12 protein-coding genes and 1 pseudogene are annotated in these 14151 nt (G+C 70.1%); 9 read left to right on the top strand and 4 right to left on the bottom strand.

The features are described 5' to 3' along the window. The first annotated feature begins 219 nt into the window (after positions 1–219). The 4 genes from ACVW19_RS33385 to ACVW19_RS33400 all read left to right on the top strand — a co-directional run bounded on the left by ACVW19_RS33385 (position 220) and on the right by ACVW19_RS33400 (position 5113). Positions 220–1530, top strand: coding sequence for an ABC transporter substrate-binding protein (locus ACVW19_RS33385; protein ID WP_457464273.1), 1311 nt, complete (start codon positions 220–222; stop codon positions 1528–1530). 93 nt (positions 1531–1623) lie between these two features. Continuing rightward, positions 1624–2622, top strand: a complete 999-nt coding sequence (locus tag ACVW19_RS33390; RefSeq protein ID WP_457464275.1) for a carbohydrate ABC transporter permease — start codon at positions 1624–1626, stop codon at positions 2620–2622. Positions 2623–2634: 12 nt separating this feature from the next. Next, complete coding sequence (locus ACVW19_RS33395; RefSeq protein WP_457464277.1) at positions 2635–3558, top strand: carbohydrate ABC transporter permease; 924 nt, start codon at positions 2635–2637, stop codon at positions 3556–3558. Between the two features lie 103 nt (positions 3559–3661). Further along, positions 3662–5113 (top strand): GH1 family beta-glucosidase, encoded by a 1452-nt coding sequence (locus tag ACVW19_RS33400; RefSeq protein WP_457464279.1) that lies wholly within the window; start codon positions 3662–3664, stop codon positions 5111–5113. A 179-nt stretch (positions 5114–5292) separates the two neighbouring features. Here the strand turns inward: ACVW19_RS33400 and ACVW19_RS33405 are convergent, their stop codons facing one another. After that, entirely contained in the window at positions 5293–6315 is a 1023-nt protein-coding gene (locus ACVW19_RS33405; protein ID WP_457464281.1) for a LacI family DNA-binding transcriptional regulator, read from the bottom strand. Between the two features lie 138 nt (positions 6316–6453). On the opposite strand from ACVW19_RS33405, the gene ACVW19_RS33410 reads away from it, so the two are divergent. The 4 genes and pseudogenes from ACVW19_RS33410 to ACVW19_RS33425 all read left to right on the top strand — a co-directional run bounded on the left by ACVW19_RS33410 (position 6454) and on the right by ACVW19_RS33425 (position 11919). After that, complete coding sequence (locus ACVW19_RS33410; protein WP_457464283.1) at positions 6454–7758, top strand: ABC transporter substrate-binding protein; 1305 nt, start codon at positions 6454–6456, stop codon at positions 7756–7758. A 10-nt stretch (positions 7759–7768) separates the two neighbouring features. After that, entirely contained in the window at positions 7769–8725 is a 957-nt protein-coding gene (locus ACVW19_RS33415; protein ID WP_457464284.1) for a carbohydrate ABC transporter permease, read from the top strand. Further along, positions 8722–9540 (top strand): carbohydrate ABC transporter permease, encoded by an 819-nt coding sequence (locus ACVW19_RS33420; RefSeq protein ID WP_457464286.1) that lies wholly within the window; start codon positions 8722–8724, stop codon positions 9538–9540. Before ACVW19_RS33415 ends, ACVW19_RS33420 begins: the two co-directional genes overlap by 4 nt. Continuing rightward, positions 9537–11919: pseudogene (locus ACVW19_RS33425) on the top strand (beta-xylosidase/alpha-l-arabinosidase). Before ACVW19_RS33420 ends, ACVW19_RS33425 begins: the two are co-directional and overlap by 4 nt. Before the next feature lie 189 nt (positions 11920–12108). Here ACVW19_RS33425 and ACVW19_RS33430 read toward each other — a convergent pair. Beyond that, positions 12109–12309 carry a DUF397 domain-containing protein gene (locus ACVW19_RS33430; RefSeq protein ID WP_457464287.1) on the bottom strand — a complete coding sequence of 67 codons (201 nt, stop codon included), beginning with the start codon at positions 12307–12309 and terminating at the stop codon, positions 12109–12111. Continuing rightward, positions 12306–13178, bottom strand: coding sequence for a helix-turn-helix domain-containing protein (locus ACVW19_RS33435; RefSeq protein WP_457464289.1), 873 nt, complete (start codon positions 13176–13178; stop codon positions 12306–12308). The genes ACVW19_RS33430 and ACVW19_RS33435 overlap by 4 nt, the downstream gene beginning before the upstream one ends. 162 nt (positions 13179–13340) lie before the next feature. Between ACVW19_RS33435 and ACVW19_RS33440 the strand changes: the two genes are divergently transcribed. Continuing rightward, positions 13341–13850 (top strand): ATP-binding protein, encoded by a 510-nt coding sequence (locus ACVW19_RS33440; protein WP_457464290.1) that lies wholly within the window; start codon positions 13341–13343, stop codon positions 13848–13850. Here ACVW19_RS33440 and ACVW19_RS33445 read toward each other — a convergent pair. Further along, on the bottom strand, positions 13795–14106 hold the full coding sequence (locus ACVW19_RS33445) for a hypothetical protein (protein ID WP_457464291.1): 312 nt from the start codon (positions 14104–14106) through the stop codon (positions 13795–13797). The two genes, ACVW19_RS33440 and ACVW19_RS33445, sit on opposite strands and share 56 nt — an antisense overlap. Between the last annotated feature and the right edge of the window lie 45 nt (positions 14107–14151).

Genomic DNA, 14151 nt, shown 5'->3' on the forward strand with positions numbered 1-14151 from the left:
GCGCGCCAGGGTCCCGGGAACGACGGCCGAAAACCGGAACACGGTGGCGAGTTGCCTTCAAGTCATTGACAGATCGGTGCGCTGCCACGAGTCTTCGATGCATCGGTGGGAACGTACCCACCTTGGATTGGGCACGTTCCCAATCCATTACCGGAGCAGCTGTGCTCATCGCAGAACTCGTCACTCGGGTGCGTCAGCGCCGTCGCTAGGAGGAGATCCATGGGCAGGACCGGTTCGTTGCGTACGAGAGCGGTGGCGGCGGTCGCGGTCGCCGGTGCGCTGACGCTCGTCGTCGGCTGCAGCGGCGGTGACGACTCGGCCACGGGCGGTGGCAAACAGGACGGCAAGGTCGTCATCACCATGGGCATGTACGGCGTGATGGGCATCAAGGAGACGGGCCTTCTCGAGCAGTACGAGAAGGAGAACCCCGATGTCGACATCAAGGCCGAGATCGCCGGCGACGAACAGACGTACTACACCGCGCTGCAGACCCGGCTCGCGGCCGGCAAGGGCCTGAAGGACATCCAGGGCATCGAGATCGGGCGGGCCAAGGAGATCACCGAGACCCAGGCGGACAAGTTCGCGGACTTCTCCGACGTACCGGGCGGCGACCACTTCCTGCCGTGGAAGGAGTCCCAGATCAGCACCGAGGACGGCAAGGTGCTGGGGCTGGGCACCGACATCGGACCGATGGCCGTCTGCTACCGCAAGGACTACTTCGAGAAGGCCGGCCTGCCCACCGACCGCGAGGAGGTCGCCGAACTGTGGGAGGGCGACTGGAAGAAGTACGTCGAGGCCGGCCGCACCTTCAAGAAGGGCTTCAAGGGTGACGACGTGGCCTACATGGACGCGGCCAGCGGCCTGTTCAACGCCATGGTCTACGGCTACTCCGAGCAGTACTACGACGACAAGGGCGAACTGATCTACGACAAGAACCCGGCCGTCAAGGAGGCGTGGAACCTCGCCGCCGACGCCGCCGAGGACGGCCTGACGGCCAAGCTCCGCCAGTTCCAGCCGGGTTGGGACCCGGGCCTGGCCAACGGCACGTTCGCCACCGCCGTGTGTCCGGCGTGGATGCTCAGCCACATCAGCGAGAAGGCCGGTGAGGCGAACAAGGGCAAGTGGGACGTCGCCAAGGCCCCCAAGGGCGCCAACTGGGGTGGTTCCTTCCTCGGCGTGGTCGAGCAGAGCCCGGTGAAGGAGGAGGCCAAGAAGCTCGTCGCCTGGCTGACCGCGCCGGAGCAGCAGGCCCACATCTTCGAGGAGATCGGCAACATTCCGTCCTCGCGAGAGGCGCTGGAGAGCGACGAGGTGAAGAACGCCGAGTCGGAGTACTTCAGCGACGCGCCGATCGGCCGGATCTTCGGTGCCGCCGCCCAGGAGATCCCGGACAAGCAGGTCCTGGGCCGCAAGGACGGCACGATCAAGGACACCTTCTCCCAGGGACTGACCCTGATCGAGCAGCAGGGCACCCCGCGGGACGAGGCGTGGGAGACCACCGCGGAGCGCATCGAGAAGGCGGTCGGCTGACCTACCACCCCCGCGGCCGTCCGGGCCCGCCCGCACCCCGCAGGCGGGCCCGGGGCCGGCTCACACATTCTGTTCCCAGGAAGGAAAAGTCGGGTGGCCACCTCCACCACCAAGACCCTGGAAGGCGGGGAGCCCTCGGGCCCGCCGCCGACGCCGGACGTCGAGAGCGGCACCGTCCGGCGGCGCGGCGCGCTGCTGCACCTGCTGGACGTCAGGGGCGCCCCGTACGCGTTCGTCGCGCCGTTCTTCGTCGTCTTCGCCGCGTTCAGTTTCTACCCGCTCGTCTACACGTCGTGGATCTCCCTGCACCGGGTGGAACTGGCCACCCTCGACGTCATGGAGTGGGTGGCGTTCGACAACTACGTCGAACTCTGGGGCGACGAACGGTTCTGGAACGCGCTGCTGAACACCATCACCATCGGGGTCATCTCCACGGTGCCGCAACTGCTGATGGCCCTCGGCCTGGCGCACCTGCTCAACTACCGCATGCGCGCCTCGCTGTTCTTCCGCGTCGCCTCGCTGGTCCCGTACGCCACCTCGGTCGCCGCCGCAGCCCTCGTGTTCACCATGATCTTCGAACGCGACTTCGGCATGATCAACTGGGCGCTCGGCGCGGTCGGCATCGACCCGGTGGACTGGGAGGCCGACAAGTGGCCCGCCCAGGTGGCGATCTCCACCATCGTCATCTGGCGCTGGACCGGCTACAACGCGCTGCTCTACCTGGCCGCCATGCAGGCCATCCCCGCCGACCGGTACGAGGCGGCCTCCCTCGACGGCGCCTCCCGGTGGAAGCAGTTCACCCATGTCACCGTCCCGGGCATCCGCTCCACCATCGTCTTCACCATCGTGCTCTCCACGATCGGCGCCACTCAGCTCTTCGGCGAACCGCTGATCTTCGGTCAGGGCCCCAACGGCATCACCGGCGGCGCGGACAACCAGTACCAGACCCTGGGCCTGCTGCTGTACGAGGAGGGCTGGAAGAACTACCAGATGGGCCGCTCGGCGACCGTCGCCTGGGCGATGTTCCTGCTGCTCGTCCTCGCCTTCGTGGCGCAGCGCCTGATCACGCGCCTGCGCTCCCGTACGTCCTGACCTGGAGTCGTCATGACCATCCACAGCCTCCCGGGCCGGACGGACACCCCGGGCCGGACTCCCGCCGAGAAGCCGGCCCGCCGCGGTGGCCGTCGGCTGCTGCGGGAACGCGCCGGGCGCCAGCACCACGCGGGCCCGCTCGCCTACGCCCTGCTCGCCGTCATGGCGGTGCTGTCGATCTTCCCCCTGTACTGGACGATGGTGGCGGCCTCCACCGACAACACCCGGGTCAGCCAGACGCCGCCGCCCTTCCTGCCGGGCCCGAACCTGTTCAGCAACCTCGCCCGGGCCTGGGACGAGGCGGCGATGGGCAAAGCCATGATCAACAGCCTGATCGTGGCCGGGGTGATCGCCCTGTCCACGGTGATGTTCGCGACCCTGGCGGGCTTCGCCTTCGCCAAGCTGCGGTTCAAGGGGCGCAACGCCCTGCTGATGCTGGTGATCGGCACCATGCTGGTGCCGCCGCAGCTCGGCGTCGTCCCGCTGTTCATGCTGATGTCCGAGCTGGGCTGGTCGCAGCAGCTGCCCGCCGTCATCTTCCCCACGCTGGTGAGCGCGGTCGGCGTCTTCTTCATGCGGCAGTACCTCTCGGAGGCGCTGCCCGACGAACTCGTCGAGGCCGGACGGGTGGACGGGGCGCACTCGCTGCGGATCTTCTGGAGCATCGTGCTGCCCGTCGCACGGCCCGCGATGGCCGTCCTGTTCATGATCACGTTCGTGCACGCGTGGAACGACTTCTTCTGGCCGTTCGTGGTGCTCGACATGACCAACCCGACGGTTCCCGTCGCCCTCACCCAGCTCAGCGCGGGCTACGTCCGCGACCAGTCGCTGATCATGGCGGGCGCGCTGCTCGGCACGCTGCCGCTGCTCGCGATGTTCGTCGTCTTCGGCCGTCAGATCGTCCGCGGCATCATGGCGGGCGCCGTCAAGGGCTGACCCGTCACGCCCGGCCCGGCCCCGGACCGCCGGACCCGCACACCACCCCCCCACTGGGCATTCGCGCGCCCGCGCACCACCCCCACCACCCGAAAGGACTCACGTGGTCACCGCAGCACAGCAGACCGCGTCCGCTCCGGACGCCGCCCGCACCTTCGCCCGCACATTCCCCAAGGGGTTCGTCTGGGGCTCCGCGACCGCCTCCTACCAGATCGAGGGTGCCGCCGCCGAGGACGGCCGCACCCCGTCCATCTGGGACACCTACGCCCGCACCCCCGGCCGGGTCCGCAACGGCGACACCGGAGACATCGCCACCGACCATTACCACCGCCGGCGCGAGGACGTCGCCCTCATGGCCGAACTCGGCCTGGGCGCCTACCGCTTCTCCCTGGCCTGGCCCCGGATCCAGCCCACCGGACGCGGTCCCGCCGTCCAGAAGGGCCTGGACTTCTACCGGCGCCTCGTCGACGACCTGCTGGACCGGGGCATCCAGCCCGTCGCCACCCTCTACCACTGGGACCTGCCGCAGGAGCTGGAGGACGCCGGGGGCTGGCCCGAACGCGCCACGGCCGAGCGGTTCGCCGAGTACGCCGCCCTCGCCGCGGACGCCCTCGGCGACCGGGTGAAGACCTGGACCACCCTCAACGAGCCCTGGTGCAGCGCCTTCCTCGGCTACGGCTCCGGAGTGCACGCCCCCGGCCGCACCGACCCGGTCGGCGCCCTGCGCGCCGCCCACCACCTCAACCTGGCCCACGGCCTGGCCGTCCAGGCACTGCGCGACCGGGTCGCCGCCGACGCCCGGTGCTCGGTCACGCTCAACATCCACCACGTCCGCCCGCTCACCGACAGCGAGGCCGACACCGACGCGGTCCGCCGGATCGACGCGCTCGCCAACCGGGCCTTCACCGGCCCGATGCTGCGGGGCGCCTACCCGGAGGACCTGCTCAAGGACACCGCGGCACTGACCGACTGGTCCTTCGTGAAGGACGGCGACCTCCAGCAGATCCACCAGCCGCTGGACTTCCTCGGCGTCAACTACTACACACCCACCCTGGTCTCCGAGGCCGACGGCAGCGGAACTCACAGTGCCGACGGACACGGCAGGAGCGAGCACAGTCCCTGGCCGGGCGCCGACCGGGTCGCCTTCCACCAGCCGCCCGGCGAGACCACCGCCATGGGCTGGGCCGTCGACCCCACCGGCCTGTACGACCTGCTGCGCCGGCTGGCCTCCGACTTCCCGAAGCTGCCGCTGGTCATCACGGAGAACGGCGCGGCGTTCGACGACTACGCCGACCCCGCGGGGCAGGTCAACGACCCCGACCGGATCGCCTACCTGCGCGGCCACCTGGCCGCCGTCCACCGGGCCATCGCCGACGGTGCGGACGTGCGCGGCTACTTCCTGTGGTCGCTGCTGGACAACTTCGAGTGGGCCCACGGCTACGGCAAGCGTTTCGGCGCGGTCTACGTGGACTACCCGACCGGTACCCGCATCCCCAAGGCCAGCGCCCGCTGGTACTCCGAGGTGGCCCGCAGCGGGGTCCTGCCCGGCGCCTGACCGGATCCGGAGGCGCCGCCGGAACCCGGGGGACCGGTCCACGTACCGGCCCCCCGCTCCGGCCATCGGGGTCGAGGGGCGCGGAAGGCGGCCGATACGTCGCCGCGACGCTGTTTCGGGGAAACCCGAAACATTCGAACTTTCCTTGCACGCCCCTGGAAACGCCGGGCCCGTGCCCCTCACGCCTCCCTGGGCGGAGCCGTGCTCTGCCGTACCACCAGGTGCGTCGCCAGCTCTATGCGCTGGGCGGCCGTGCCGGGGGCGTCCGGGCGGAGCAGCATCCGGGCGGCCTCCTCGGCCATGTGCCGCAGCGGCTGGTGGACCGTGGTGAGCGGCGGACTCGACCACTGCGCCGGCGGTACGTCGTCGTAGCCGACCACCGACAGGTCCTCGGGCACGCGCAGGCCCTTGACCCGCGCCGCCTCCAGCACGCCCAGCGCCTGGAGGTCGCTGCCCGCGAAGATCGCCGTCGGCCGGTCGGGCCCGTCCAGCAGGTCCATGGCGTGCTCGAAGCCGCCCTGTACGTGGAAGTCGCCGAAACGCATCAGGCGCGGGTCGGCCTCCAGGCCCGCCATCGCCATGGCCGAGCGGTAGCCGTCGAGGCGGGCCAGCGAGCACAGCATGTCCTCGGGGCCGGTGATGATCGCGACCCGTTCGTGACCGAGGTCGGTGAGGTGGCGGGTGGCGGCGAGGCCGCCGGCCCAGTTGGCGGAGCCGACCGAGGGGACGTCCGGATCGGGGTCGCCCGCCGGGTCGATGACGACGAAGGGGATGGCCGCCGCCCTGAGCCGGCGCTTGACGTCCTCGGGGAGCGCGGAGAAGACCAGGACGACGCCCAGCGGCCTGCGTCGCAGCACACCCGGGAGCCATTCCGGCGCGGGCGTGTGCCGGGTGCCGCTCTCGGTGAGCGCCACCGTCGCGCGGTTCTCCCTGGCGACGTTCTCCACGCCTCTGATCAGCTCCATCGACCAGATGCTGTCCAGTTCGTGGAAGACGAGCTCGATGAGCGGGGAGCGGGACGCCGGCTGCCCGCGCCGACGGTAGCCGTGGGTCTCCAGAAGGCGCTCCACCTTGGTCCGCGTCGCGCGGGAGACGTCCGAGCGGCCGTTGAGGACCTTCGAAACTGTCGGCATCGAAACGCCGGCCTCTTTCGCGACCACGGCCAGGGTGACTCTGCCGCTCACCTCGTCGTCATCGTGCATACCCGCAGGATAGGCCACCGCGCGTCGATAACGGTTTGGGTGAGTACCGGCCCGACCGTTGACCGAAACCCTGGTCTGACCTACTGTCCCACGGCATGGACTTTCGGTGATGATGCCGAAACTTTCGAAAGGCGAACGATGAAGACACGTGCGCGCTTGCCCAGACTGGTCGCCTGCGGTGCGACGCTCGCCCTTGCACTGAGCCTCTCGGCCTGCGGTGACGGGAACGGCGGGGCGTCGCAGGGCGACGGCAAGATCCATGTCCTGGTCTACGGGGACGCCACCAACAAGGTCGAGAAGCAACTCGTCGACACGTTCAACAAGACGTCCGACGTCAAGGTCGTCCTCGACACCATCCCCGGTGCGGACTACCAGAAGAAGCTTCAGACGATCATCAGCACCCCCCAGGCACCGGACGTCTTCTTCAACTGGGGCGGCGGCAGCATCAAGCCGTTCGTCAAGGCCGACCTGCTGTTGCCGCTGGACGACTTCATCGAGAAGGACCCGGGCCTGGAGAACGAGTTCCTGCCGTCCGTCTTCAACAACGCCGTCGTCGACGGCAAGCCGTACGGCATCCCGATGCGCGGCACCCAGCCGGTCCTGCTCTTCCACAACAAGAAGGTCCTCGACGAGGCGGGCGTCAAGCCGCCGAAGACCTGGGACGAACTGCTCGACGCGGTCGGGAAGCTCAAGAGCGCGGGCGTCACGCCGATCGCGCTCGGCGGCGGCGACATCTGGCCGACGCAGATGTGGTTCCAGTACCTCTTCGACCGGGTGGCCGGCCCCGGGCTGTTCGAGAAGGCCGTCGGGGGCGACAAGAGCGCCTGGGAGAGCGCGGACGGCAAGAAGGCCCTGGGCATGATCAGGGAGCTCGTCGACGCCGGCGCCTTCGGCAAGAACTACGACTCCGTCAAGTACACCAACGGCGGCTCGGTCCAGCTGGTGGCCTCCGGCAAGGCCGGCTTCGAGCTGATGGGCTCCTGGTACTACTCCCAGCAGCTGACGGACCACAAGGAGTTCGCCGAGAAGGACCTCGGCTACACCTCCTTCCCGACCGTCGAGGGCGGCAAGGGCGACCCGGCCAACGTCGCCGGCAACACCAACAACTACTACTCGGTGATGAAGAAGACCAAGCACCCCGAGGCCGTCGCCGAGTTCCTGAAGCTCATGTACTCCGACGAGTTCGTCAAGGCGCAGTTGGACATCGGCAACCTGCCGACCACGACCAACACCGACAAGTTCATCGAGACCGCGGGCACCCCCGAGTACTCGCGCTTCCAGTACGACCTGGTCGCCGACGCCCCGTCGTTCCAGCTGTCCTGGGACCAGGCGTACCCGCAGAAGGCGAGCTCGTCCATGCACCAGGCCATCCAGCAGTTCTTCAACGGACAGCTCGACACGGACGGCTTCATCAAGGCCATGCAGGCCCTCCCGACCGAGTGACGAACGGCTCATGACCACAAAGACCACGAGCGCTCGGCCCGCCGTCGGCCCCCGCAAGGGGACTTGGCGGCGGCCGCCCGCCTCGTCCGCAACGACGGTGGGGCGCCCCGGCTTCGCCTGGGCGCTGCCCGCCGCAGTGTTCTTCGCCCTCTTCGCGATCGTCCCGCTGATCATGGTGGCCGTGCTGTCCTTCATGAGCTGGGACGGGATCGGCTCGCCCCGATTCGTCGGCACGGACAACTGGTCGCGCCTGATGGACGACCCGGTGATGCTCAAGAGCATCTGGCTGACCCTGCTCCTGACCGTGCTCGGCGTGGTCATCCAGACGCCGCTGAGCATCGTGCTCGGCGTCTGGGCCGCCGGCCACCAGCGCAACCGGGCCGTGCTGTCCGTCATCTACTTCATTCCGCTGCTGCTGTCCGCCACGGCCGTCTCCGTGCTGTGGCGGGCGCTGCTCGACCCCAACTTCGGCATCCCCGCCGAGGCCACCTGGCTGTTCGGCGACGGCAACCTCTTCGGTGAACAGGCCACCGCCATCGGGGTGCTGGCCTTCGTCAGCACCTGGCAGTTCACCCCCTTCCACACCCTGATCTACCAGGGCGCCGCCCGGGCCGTCCCACAGGTGCTCTACCAGGCGGCGGAGATCGACGGGGCGGGCCGCTACCGGCAGTTCTTCCACATCACCCTGCCGCAGCTGCGCAACTCGATGATCACCTCGATGATCCTGATGATCGTCGGCGGCCTGACCACCTTCGAGACCGTCCTCATCCTGACCCAGGGCGGCCCCGGCACCGACACCACCATCAGCGCCTACTACATGTACGACAAGGCATTCAAGGGCTTCGACTTCGGCGCCGGCTCCGCCATCGCCCTCGCCCTGGTCGTCGCGGCCACGATCATCTCGCTGATCGTCGTCCGGGTCTCCGGCTACGACAAGATGCGCAGCACCATGGAGGGTGTGTCATGAGGCGCCGCCCCCACTACCTGGCCGGCGCAGGCTCGCTCTTCTGGCTCTTCCTGGTCGGCCTGCCGCTGTACGTGATGCTCGCCGCGACGGTGCGCACCCGCCAGGACTACGCCGAGAACGGCCCGGTCTCCGTCCCGGACAGCTTCACCCTGGACAACTACACCGGCGCCTTCGACTCGGGCTTCGGCCAGTACTTCTTCAACACGCTCGTCGTCACCGCCTGCGTGATCGGCATCGTGCTGCTGCTGGTCCCGCCCCTCGCCTACGCGATCGTCCGCAGCCGCGGCCGGACCACGTCCGCCGTCTTCCGGCTGTTCCTGCTCGGCCTCGCCATCCCGGCCCAGGCCGTGATCGTGCCGATGTTCTACCTGATCAGCGAGGCCGGGCTGTACGACAACCTGCTCGGCGTCATCCTGCCCACCGCCGCGTTCTGCCTGCCGATGTCGGCGCTGATCCTCAGCGGTGCGATGCGCGACATCTCCCCGGAGCTGTACGAGGCCATGGCCATGGACGGCGCCACCCCGCGGCGCGTGTTCTTCCAGCTCGTCCTGCCGTTGTCCCGCGGCGGACTGTCCACGATCGTGGTCTTCTCCGCGCTCCAGGCGTGGAACGGCTTCCTGTTCCCGCTCGTCCTGACCCAGTCCGACTCCACCAAGGTGGTCACCCTGGGTCTGTACAACTTCCAGACCGAACACGGCATCGACATCCCCGGTCTGCTGGGAGCCGTGGTGCTGTCCATGGTGCCCGTCCTGCTCGTCTACCTGTTCGCCCGTCGCGCCCTGGTCCAGGGGCTGATGGGCGTCGGAGGAAAGTGACCGCCAACGTGGCCGTAGAGACCACCCCCGACATCCCCCTCTGGAACGACCCCGCCCACCCGGTCGCCACCAGAGTCGACGCGCTGATCGGCGCGATGACCCTCCAGGAGAAGATCGCCCAGCTGTACGGCGTGTGGGTCGGCGCCTCCGACAAGGGCGGCGAAGTGGCCCCCCACCAGCACGACATGGAGGAGGCCGTCGACCTCGACGCGCTCCTGCCCACCGGACTGGGCCAGCTCACCCGCCCCTTCGGCACCGTCCCCGTCGACCCCGCGCTCGGCGCGCTCTCGCTGCTGCGCACCCAGACCCGCATCGCCTCGGCCAACCGCTTCGGCATCCCCGCCCTCGCGCACGAGGAGTGCCTGGCCGGCTTCGCCGCCTGGGGCGCCACCGCCTACCCCGTCCCGCTGTCCTGGGGCGCCACCTTCGACCCGGACGTGGTGCGCCGGATGGCCGCCGCCATCGGCCGCGACATGCGGTCCGTCGGCGTCCACCAGGGCCTCGCGCCCGTCCTCGACGTGGTCCGCGACGCCCGCTGGGGACGCGTCGAGGAGACCATCGGCGAGGACCCCCACCTCGTCGGCACCATCGGCACCGCCTATGTGCAGGGCCTGGAGTCCGCCGGGATCGTCGCCACCCTCAAGCACTTCGTCGGCTACTCGGCCTCCCGCGCCGGACGCAACCTCGCCCCCGCCCCCATGGGCACCCGCGAACGGGCCGACGTCCTGCTGCCGCCGTTCGAGATGGCGATCCGCGAGGGCGGCGCCCGGTCCGTGATGCACGCCTACAACGACATCGACGGCGTGCCCGTCGCCGCCGACGAGACGCTGCTGACCGGACTGCTCCGCGACACCTGGGGCTTCGACGGCACCGTCGTCGCCGACTACTTCGGCATCGCCTTCCTCAGGACCCTGCACGGCGTCGCCGCCGACTGGGCCGACGCCGCGGGGACCGCGCTCAAGGCGGGCGTCGACGTCGAACTGCCCACCGTCAAGACGTTCGGCGCACCGCTCGCCGAGGCCGTCGCCGACGGCCGGGTACCGGAGTCGCTCATCGACCGCGCGCTGCGCCGCGTCCTCGGCCAGAAGGCGGTCCTCGGCCTGCTCGACCCGGACTGGAGCCCGGTCCCGCCCGCACTCGAGGGCGTCGACCTGGACGACCCCGAGGCGCTGCGCGGCAGGATCGACCTGGACCGGCCCGAGAACAGGGAACTGGCCCGCGAGATCGCCGAGCAGGCGGTCGTGCTGCTCACCAACGACGGCACCCTGCCGCTCGCCCGGCCCCGCCGCATCGCCCTGGTCGGCCCCAACGCCACCGAGCCGACCGCCGTACTGGGCTGCTACTCCTTCCCGCTGCACGTCGGCGTGCAGCACCCTCAGATCCCGGTCGGCATCGACCTGCCCACCCTGCGCGACACCCTGTCCGCCGAGTTCCCCGACGCGGACATCACGGTCGCCCGCGGCACCGGCGTCGACGACGGCACCCTCTCCGGCATCGGCGAGGCGGTGGAAGCGGCCCGCGAGGCGGACATCGTCATCGCCGTCCTCGGCGACCGCGCGGGCCTGTTCGGCCGCGGCACCAGCGGCGAGGGCTGCGACGCCGAGTCCCTCGCCCTGCCCGGCGCCCAGCAGCACCTGCTCGACGCGCTGCTCGACTCCGGCACGCCGGTGGTGACCGTCCTGCTCGCCGGCCGCCCGTACGCCCTCGGCCGCGCCGTCGCCGAGTCCGCGGCGATCGTGCAGTCCTTCTTCCCCGGCGTCGAGGGCACCCACGCGATCGCCGGGATCCTCAGCGGCCGCACCGACCCCTCCGGGCGGCTCCCGGTCAGCGTGCCGCGAGGCCCGGGCGCCCAGCCGACCACCTACCTCGGCGCGCGCCTCGCACAGGCCAGCGAGGTGTCCAACATCGACCCGACCCCGGCGTTCGGCTTCGGGCACGGCCTGACGTACACGACGTTCGCCTGGAGCGACCTCACGGTGGACGCGCGTGAGGCCCCGACGGACGGCGAGTTCACCCTCGCCCTCACCGTCCGCAACACCGGCGACCGCCCCGGCACCGAGGTCGTCCAGCTCTATCTCCACGACCCGGTCGCCTCCGTCGTCCAGCCGGTGCAGCGCCTCGTCGGCTACACCCGGGTCCCGCTGGAGCCGGGCGAGGCCCGCCGGGTCCGCGTCACGGTCCCGTCCGACGTGGCCTCCTTCACCGGCCGCGACGGCCGCCGCGTCGTCGAACCCGGCGACCTGGAACTGCGCCTCGCCGCGTCGAGCACCGACCCCCGCCTGACGGCGACGGTCACCCTGACCGGCCCGGAACGCCGGGCCGAACCACACCCGCCGCTTCCACGCGGCCTTCACCCAGGCCCCGGCGCCGGAGGGGTGAACCGGACCCGACACGACCCGGCCGGTCCGGACCGCACGCGCGGTCCGGACCGGCCGGACGTCGGCGTCGAGAGCCGTGATCAGCCGGTACTTGCGGACTGCCTTCAAGATCGTCAGTGCCGGTCCGTACGCTCGACACCGGGGAGGAGCCGAACCGCGAGGCTGAGTGCCGTGGCCTCGGGCGGGCAGGTCAGATCCGGCCCCGTCCCAGACCCGCGACGAACCCGGACCATGCGCTCCGCGCGAAAGCGAGCCGGGGGCCACCGCGCTCCTTGGAGTCCCGTACGCGTATGACGGTCGCGTCGGGGGCGACTTCGACGCACTCGCCGCCTTCGTCGCCGCTGTAGCTGCTCTTCAACCAGGTGAGCTGTGCGAGCTGTTCGGTGTTCATAGGTCTCCCAGCATCTTCTCGATGAGGCGTAGGGACTCGCGTGGGGTGAGCGCCTGCCCTCGGATGCTGCCATGTTTCGCGGCCAGGACACGCACCTCTTCCTGGTCAGTGATGAGGCGGCTGACGTGCTGGACCTCCAGATAAGCCACCTGTGGTTTGCCCTTCGGGGTGAGCAGCGTGAAGGGGCCGCCCATGCCTGCGTGCTCTTCGCTCGAGGTCGGCATGACCTGGATCTCCACATGGCGCAAGCGTCCTGCCCGCAGCAGTTGTTCCAGTTGTCCGCGCTGTACGTCTGGACCGCCGAAGGGCTGACGCAGAATGCTTTCCTGGATGGTTGCGCTCACAGTCGGCGGCGGCCACCGTGTCATCAACTCTTGCCGAGCCATCCTCGCGGTTACCCGTTGTTCGATGGTCTCCTCATCGAACAATGGCTGTCGACTGGCGAACACGGCGCGGGCGTAGTCCGACGTCTGGAACAAGCCGGGAACCGCCTGATTGGCGAAATAGCGCAGCTCCACCGCGTCCGCCTCCAACCGCGCATAATCCCGGAACCACTCCGGATGCCGCACCCTGCGCCGGGTCTTCGCCCGCTCCACGTCCTCCGCCGCGGACGCCAGCAGGCCCCCGCACTCCAGCAGGCGGTCCACCGCGACCAACAGTTCGGGTTGAGGCGTCCGCCGTGCCCGCTCGACCGAGGAGATCGTCTCCTCGCCGTACCCGATCCGGTCGCCCAGCTCCTTCTGGCTCAGCCCGGCCCGTTCCCGGGCGACCTTGATCTGCCGGCCGAGGGCCCGGAACAGGTCCACGACCTCGTCCGTACCGTCCGCCTCGCCGCCCGTGGGAATCCCCGTACCCGGCTGCGCTGTCATGCCGCACCACCACCTTGCTCCTCGTACTGGGGACGAACCGGCTAACCCCCGGCCAGGTCATGGCCGTACACCCGTACAGCACACCGTCCGCGCCAGGACAGTCACCCTGCGTACCGCACGGAGTGCTCCCCACGGTAGGACGACTCGGTCACCCTCGGTGATGTGAATCAGGAAACCGTCACCGCACCCGGTGAACCGACCGTCGTCACGAGCCACTTCCGCACCATGTTTCCCACCACGGCGCACGGCGCGCACACCGCACGCCATGCGGCTGAGCGCTGGCTCGCCGCGCAGCAGGGACGGCCGGAGCCCGCCGACGACGGCACGGCCACGGCCTCCCTCCTTATCGCCGAACTGACCGCGAACGCGGCCCTGCACGGCCGGGTGCCGGGCAGGAACGCACGCCTCGCCCTCACCCTGACCCCCGCCACCCTGCGGATCGAGGTGACCGACGCGCGGGGCGAACGTCTGCCCGCGCCGACCCCGGCCGCCGATGCCGACGGCGAGTCCGGACGGGGCCTGCTCCTCGTCGCCTCACTCGCGGACGCCTGGGGCTGCGAGCCGTACCCGCCGGGCGGCAAGACGGTGTGGGCGGAGTGCGCCCGGAGGGCAGCCCTCAGAACGAGCCCCGGCTCTCCCAGCGGTCCCGGAACCACGTCAGCGTCCCGGTGAGCAGCTCCCGGTTGCGCTCCTTCTCCAGAAGGGACAGCCGGATGTGGGGGCGCGGCTCCAGCTTCCCCTCCGGGAGGTCGACGCCGTCCAGGGCGTTGAGGCGCGTGAGGAGTCCGGCGCGCAGCGCGCGGTCGCTGAACGGCTCCCGTGCGGCCATGTACTGGAACACCACCTCCGTCGTGCCCCCGCGCCCTGCACCCGGGTGGAGCGTCATCGGCCAGATGCCGCGGCCGGGGCCGCCCGCCTCGCCGAGCATGAGGTACGCACTTGGGGTGACGTGTCCCGCGCCGTGGCCGATCCA

It is taken from the genome of Streptomyces sp. TE5632, from assembly GCF_054061295.1.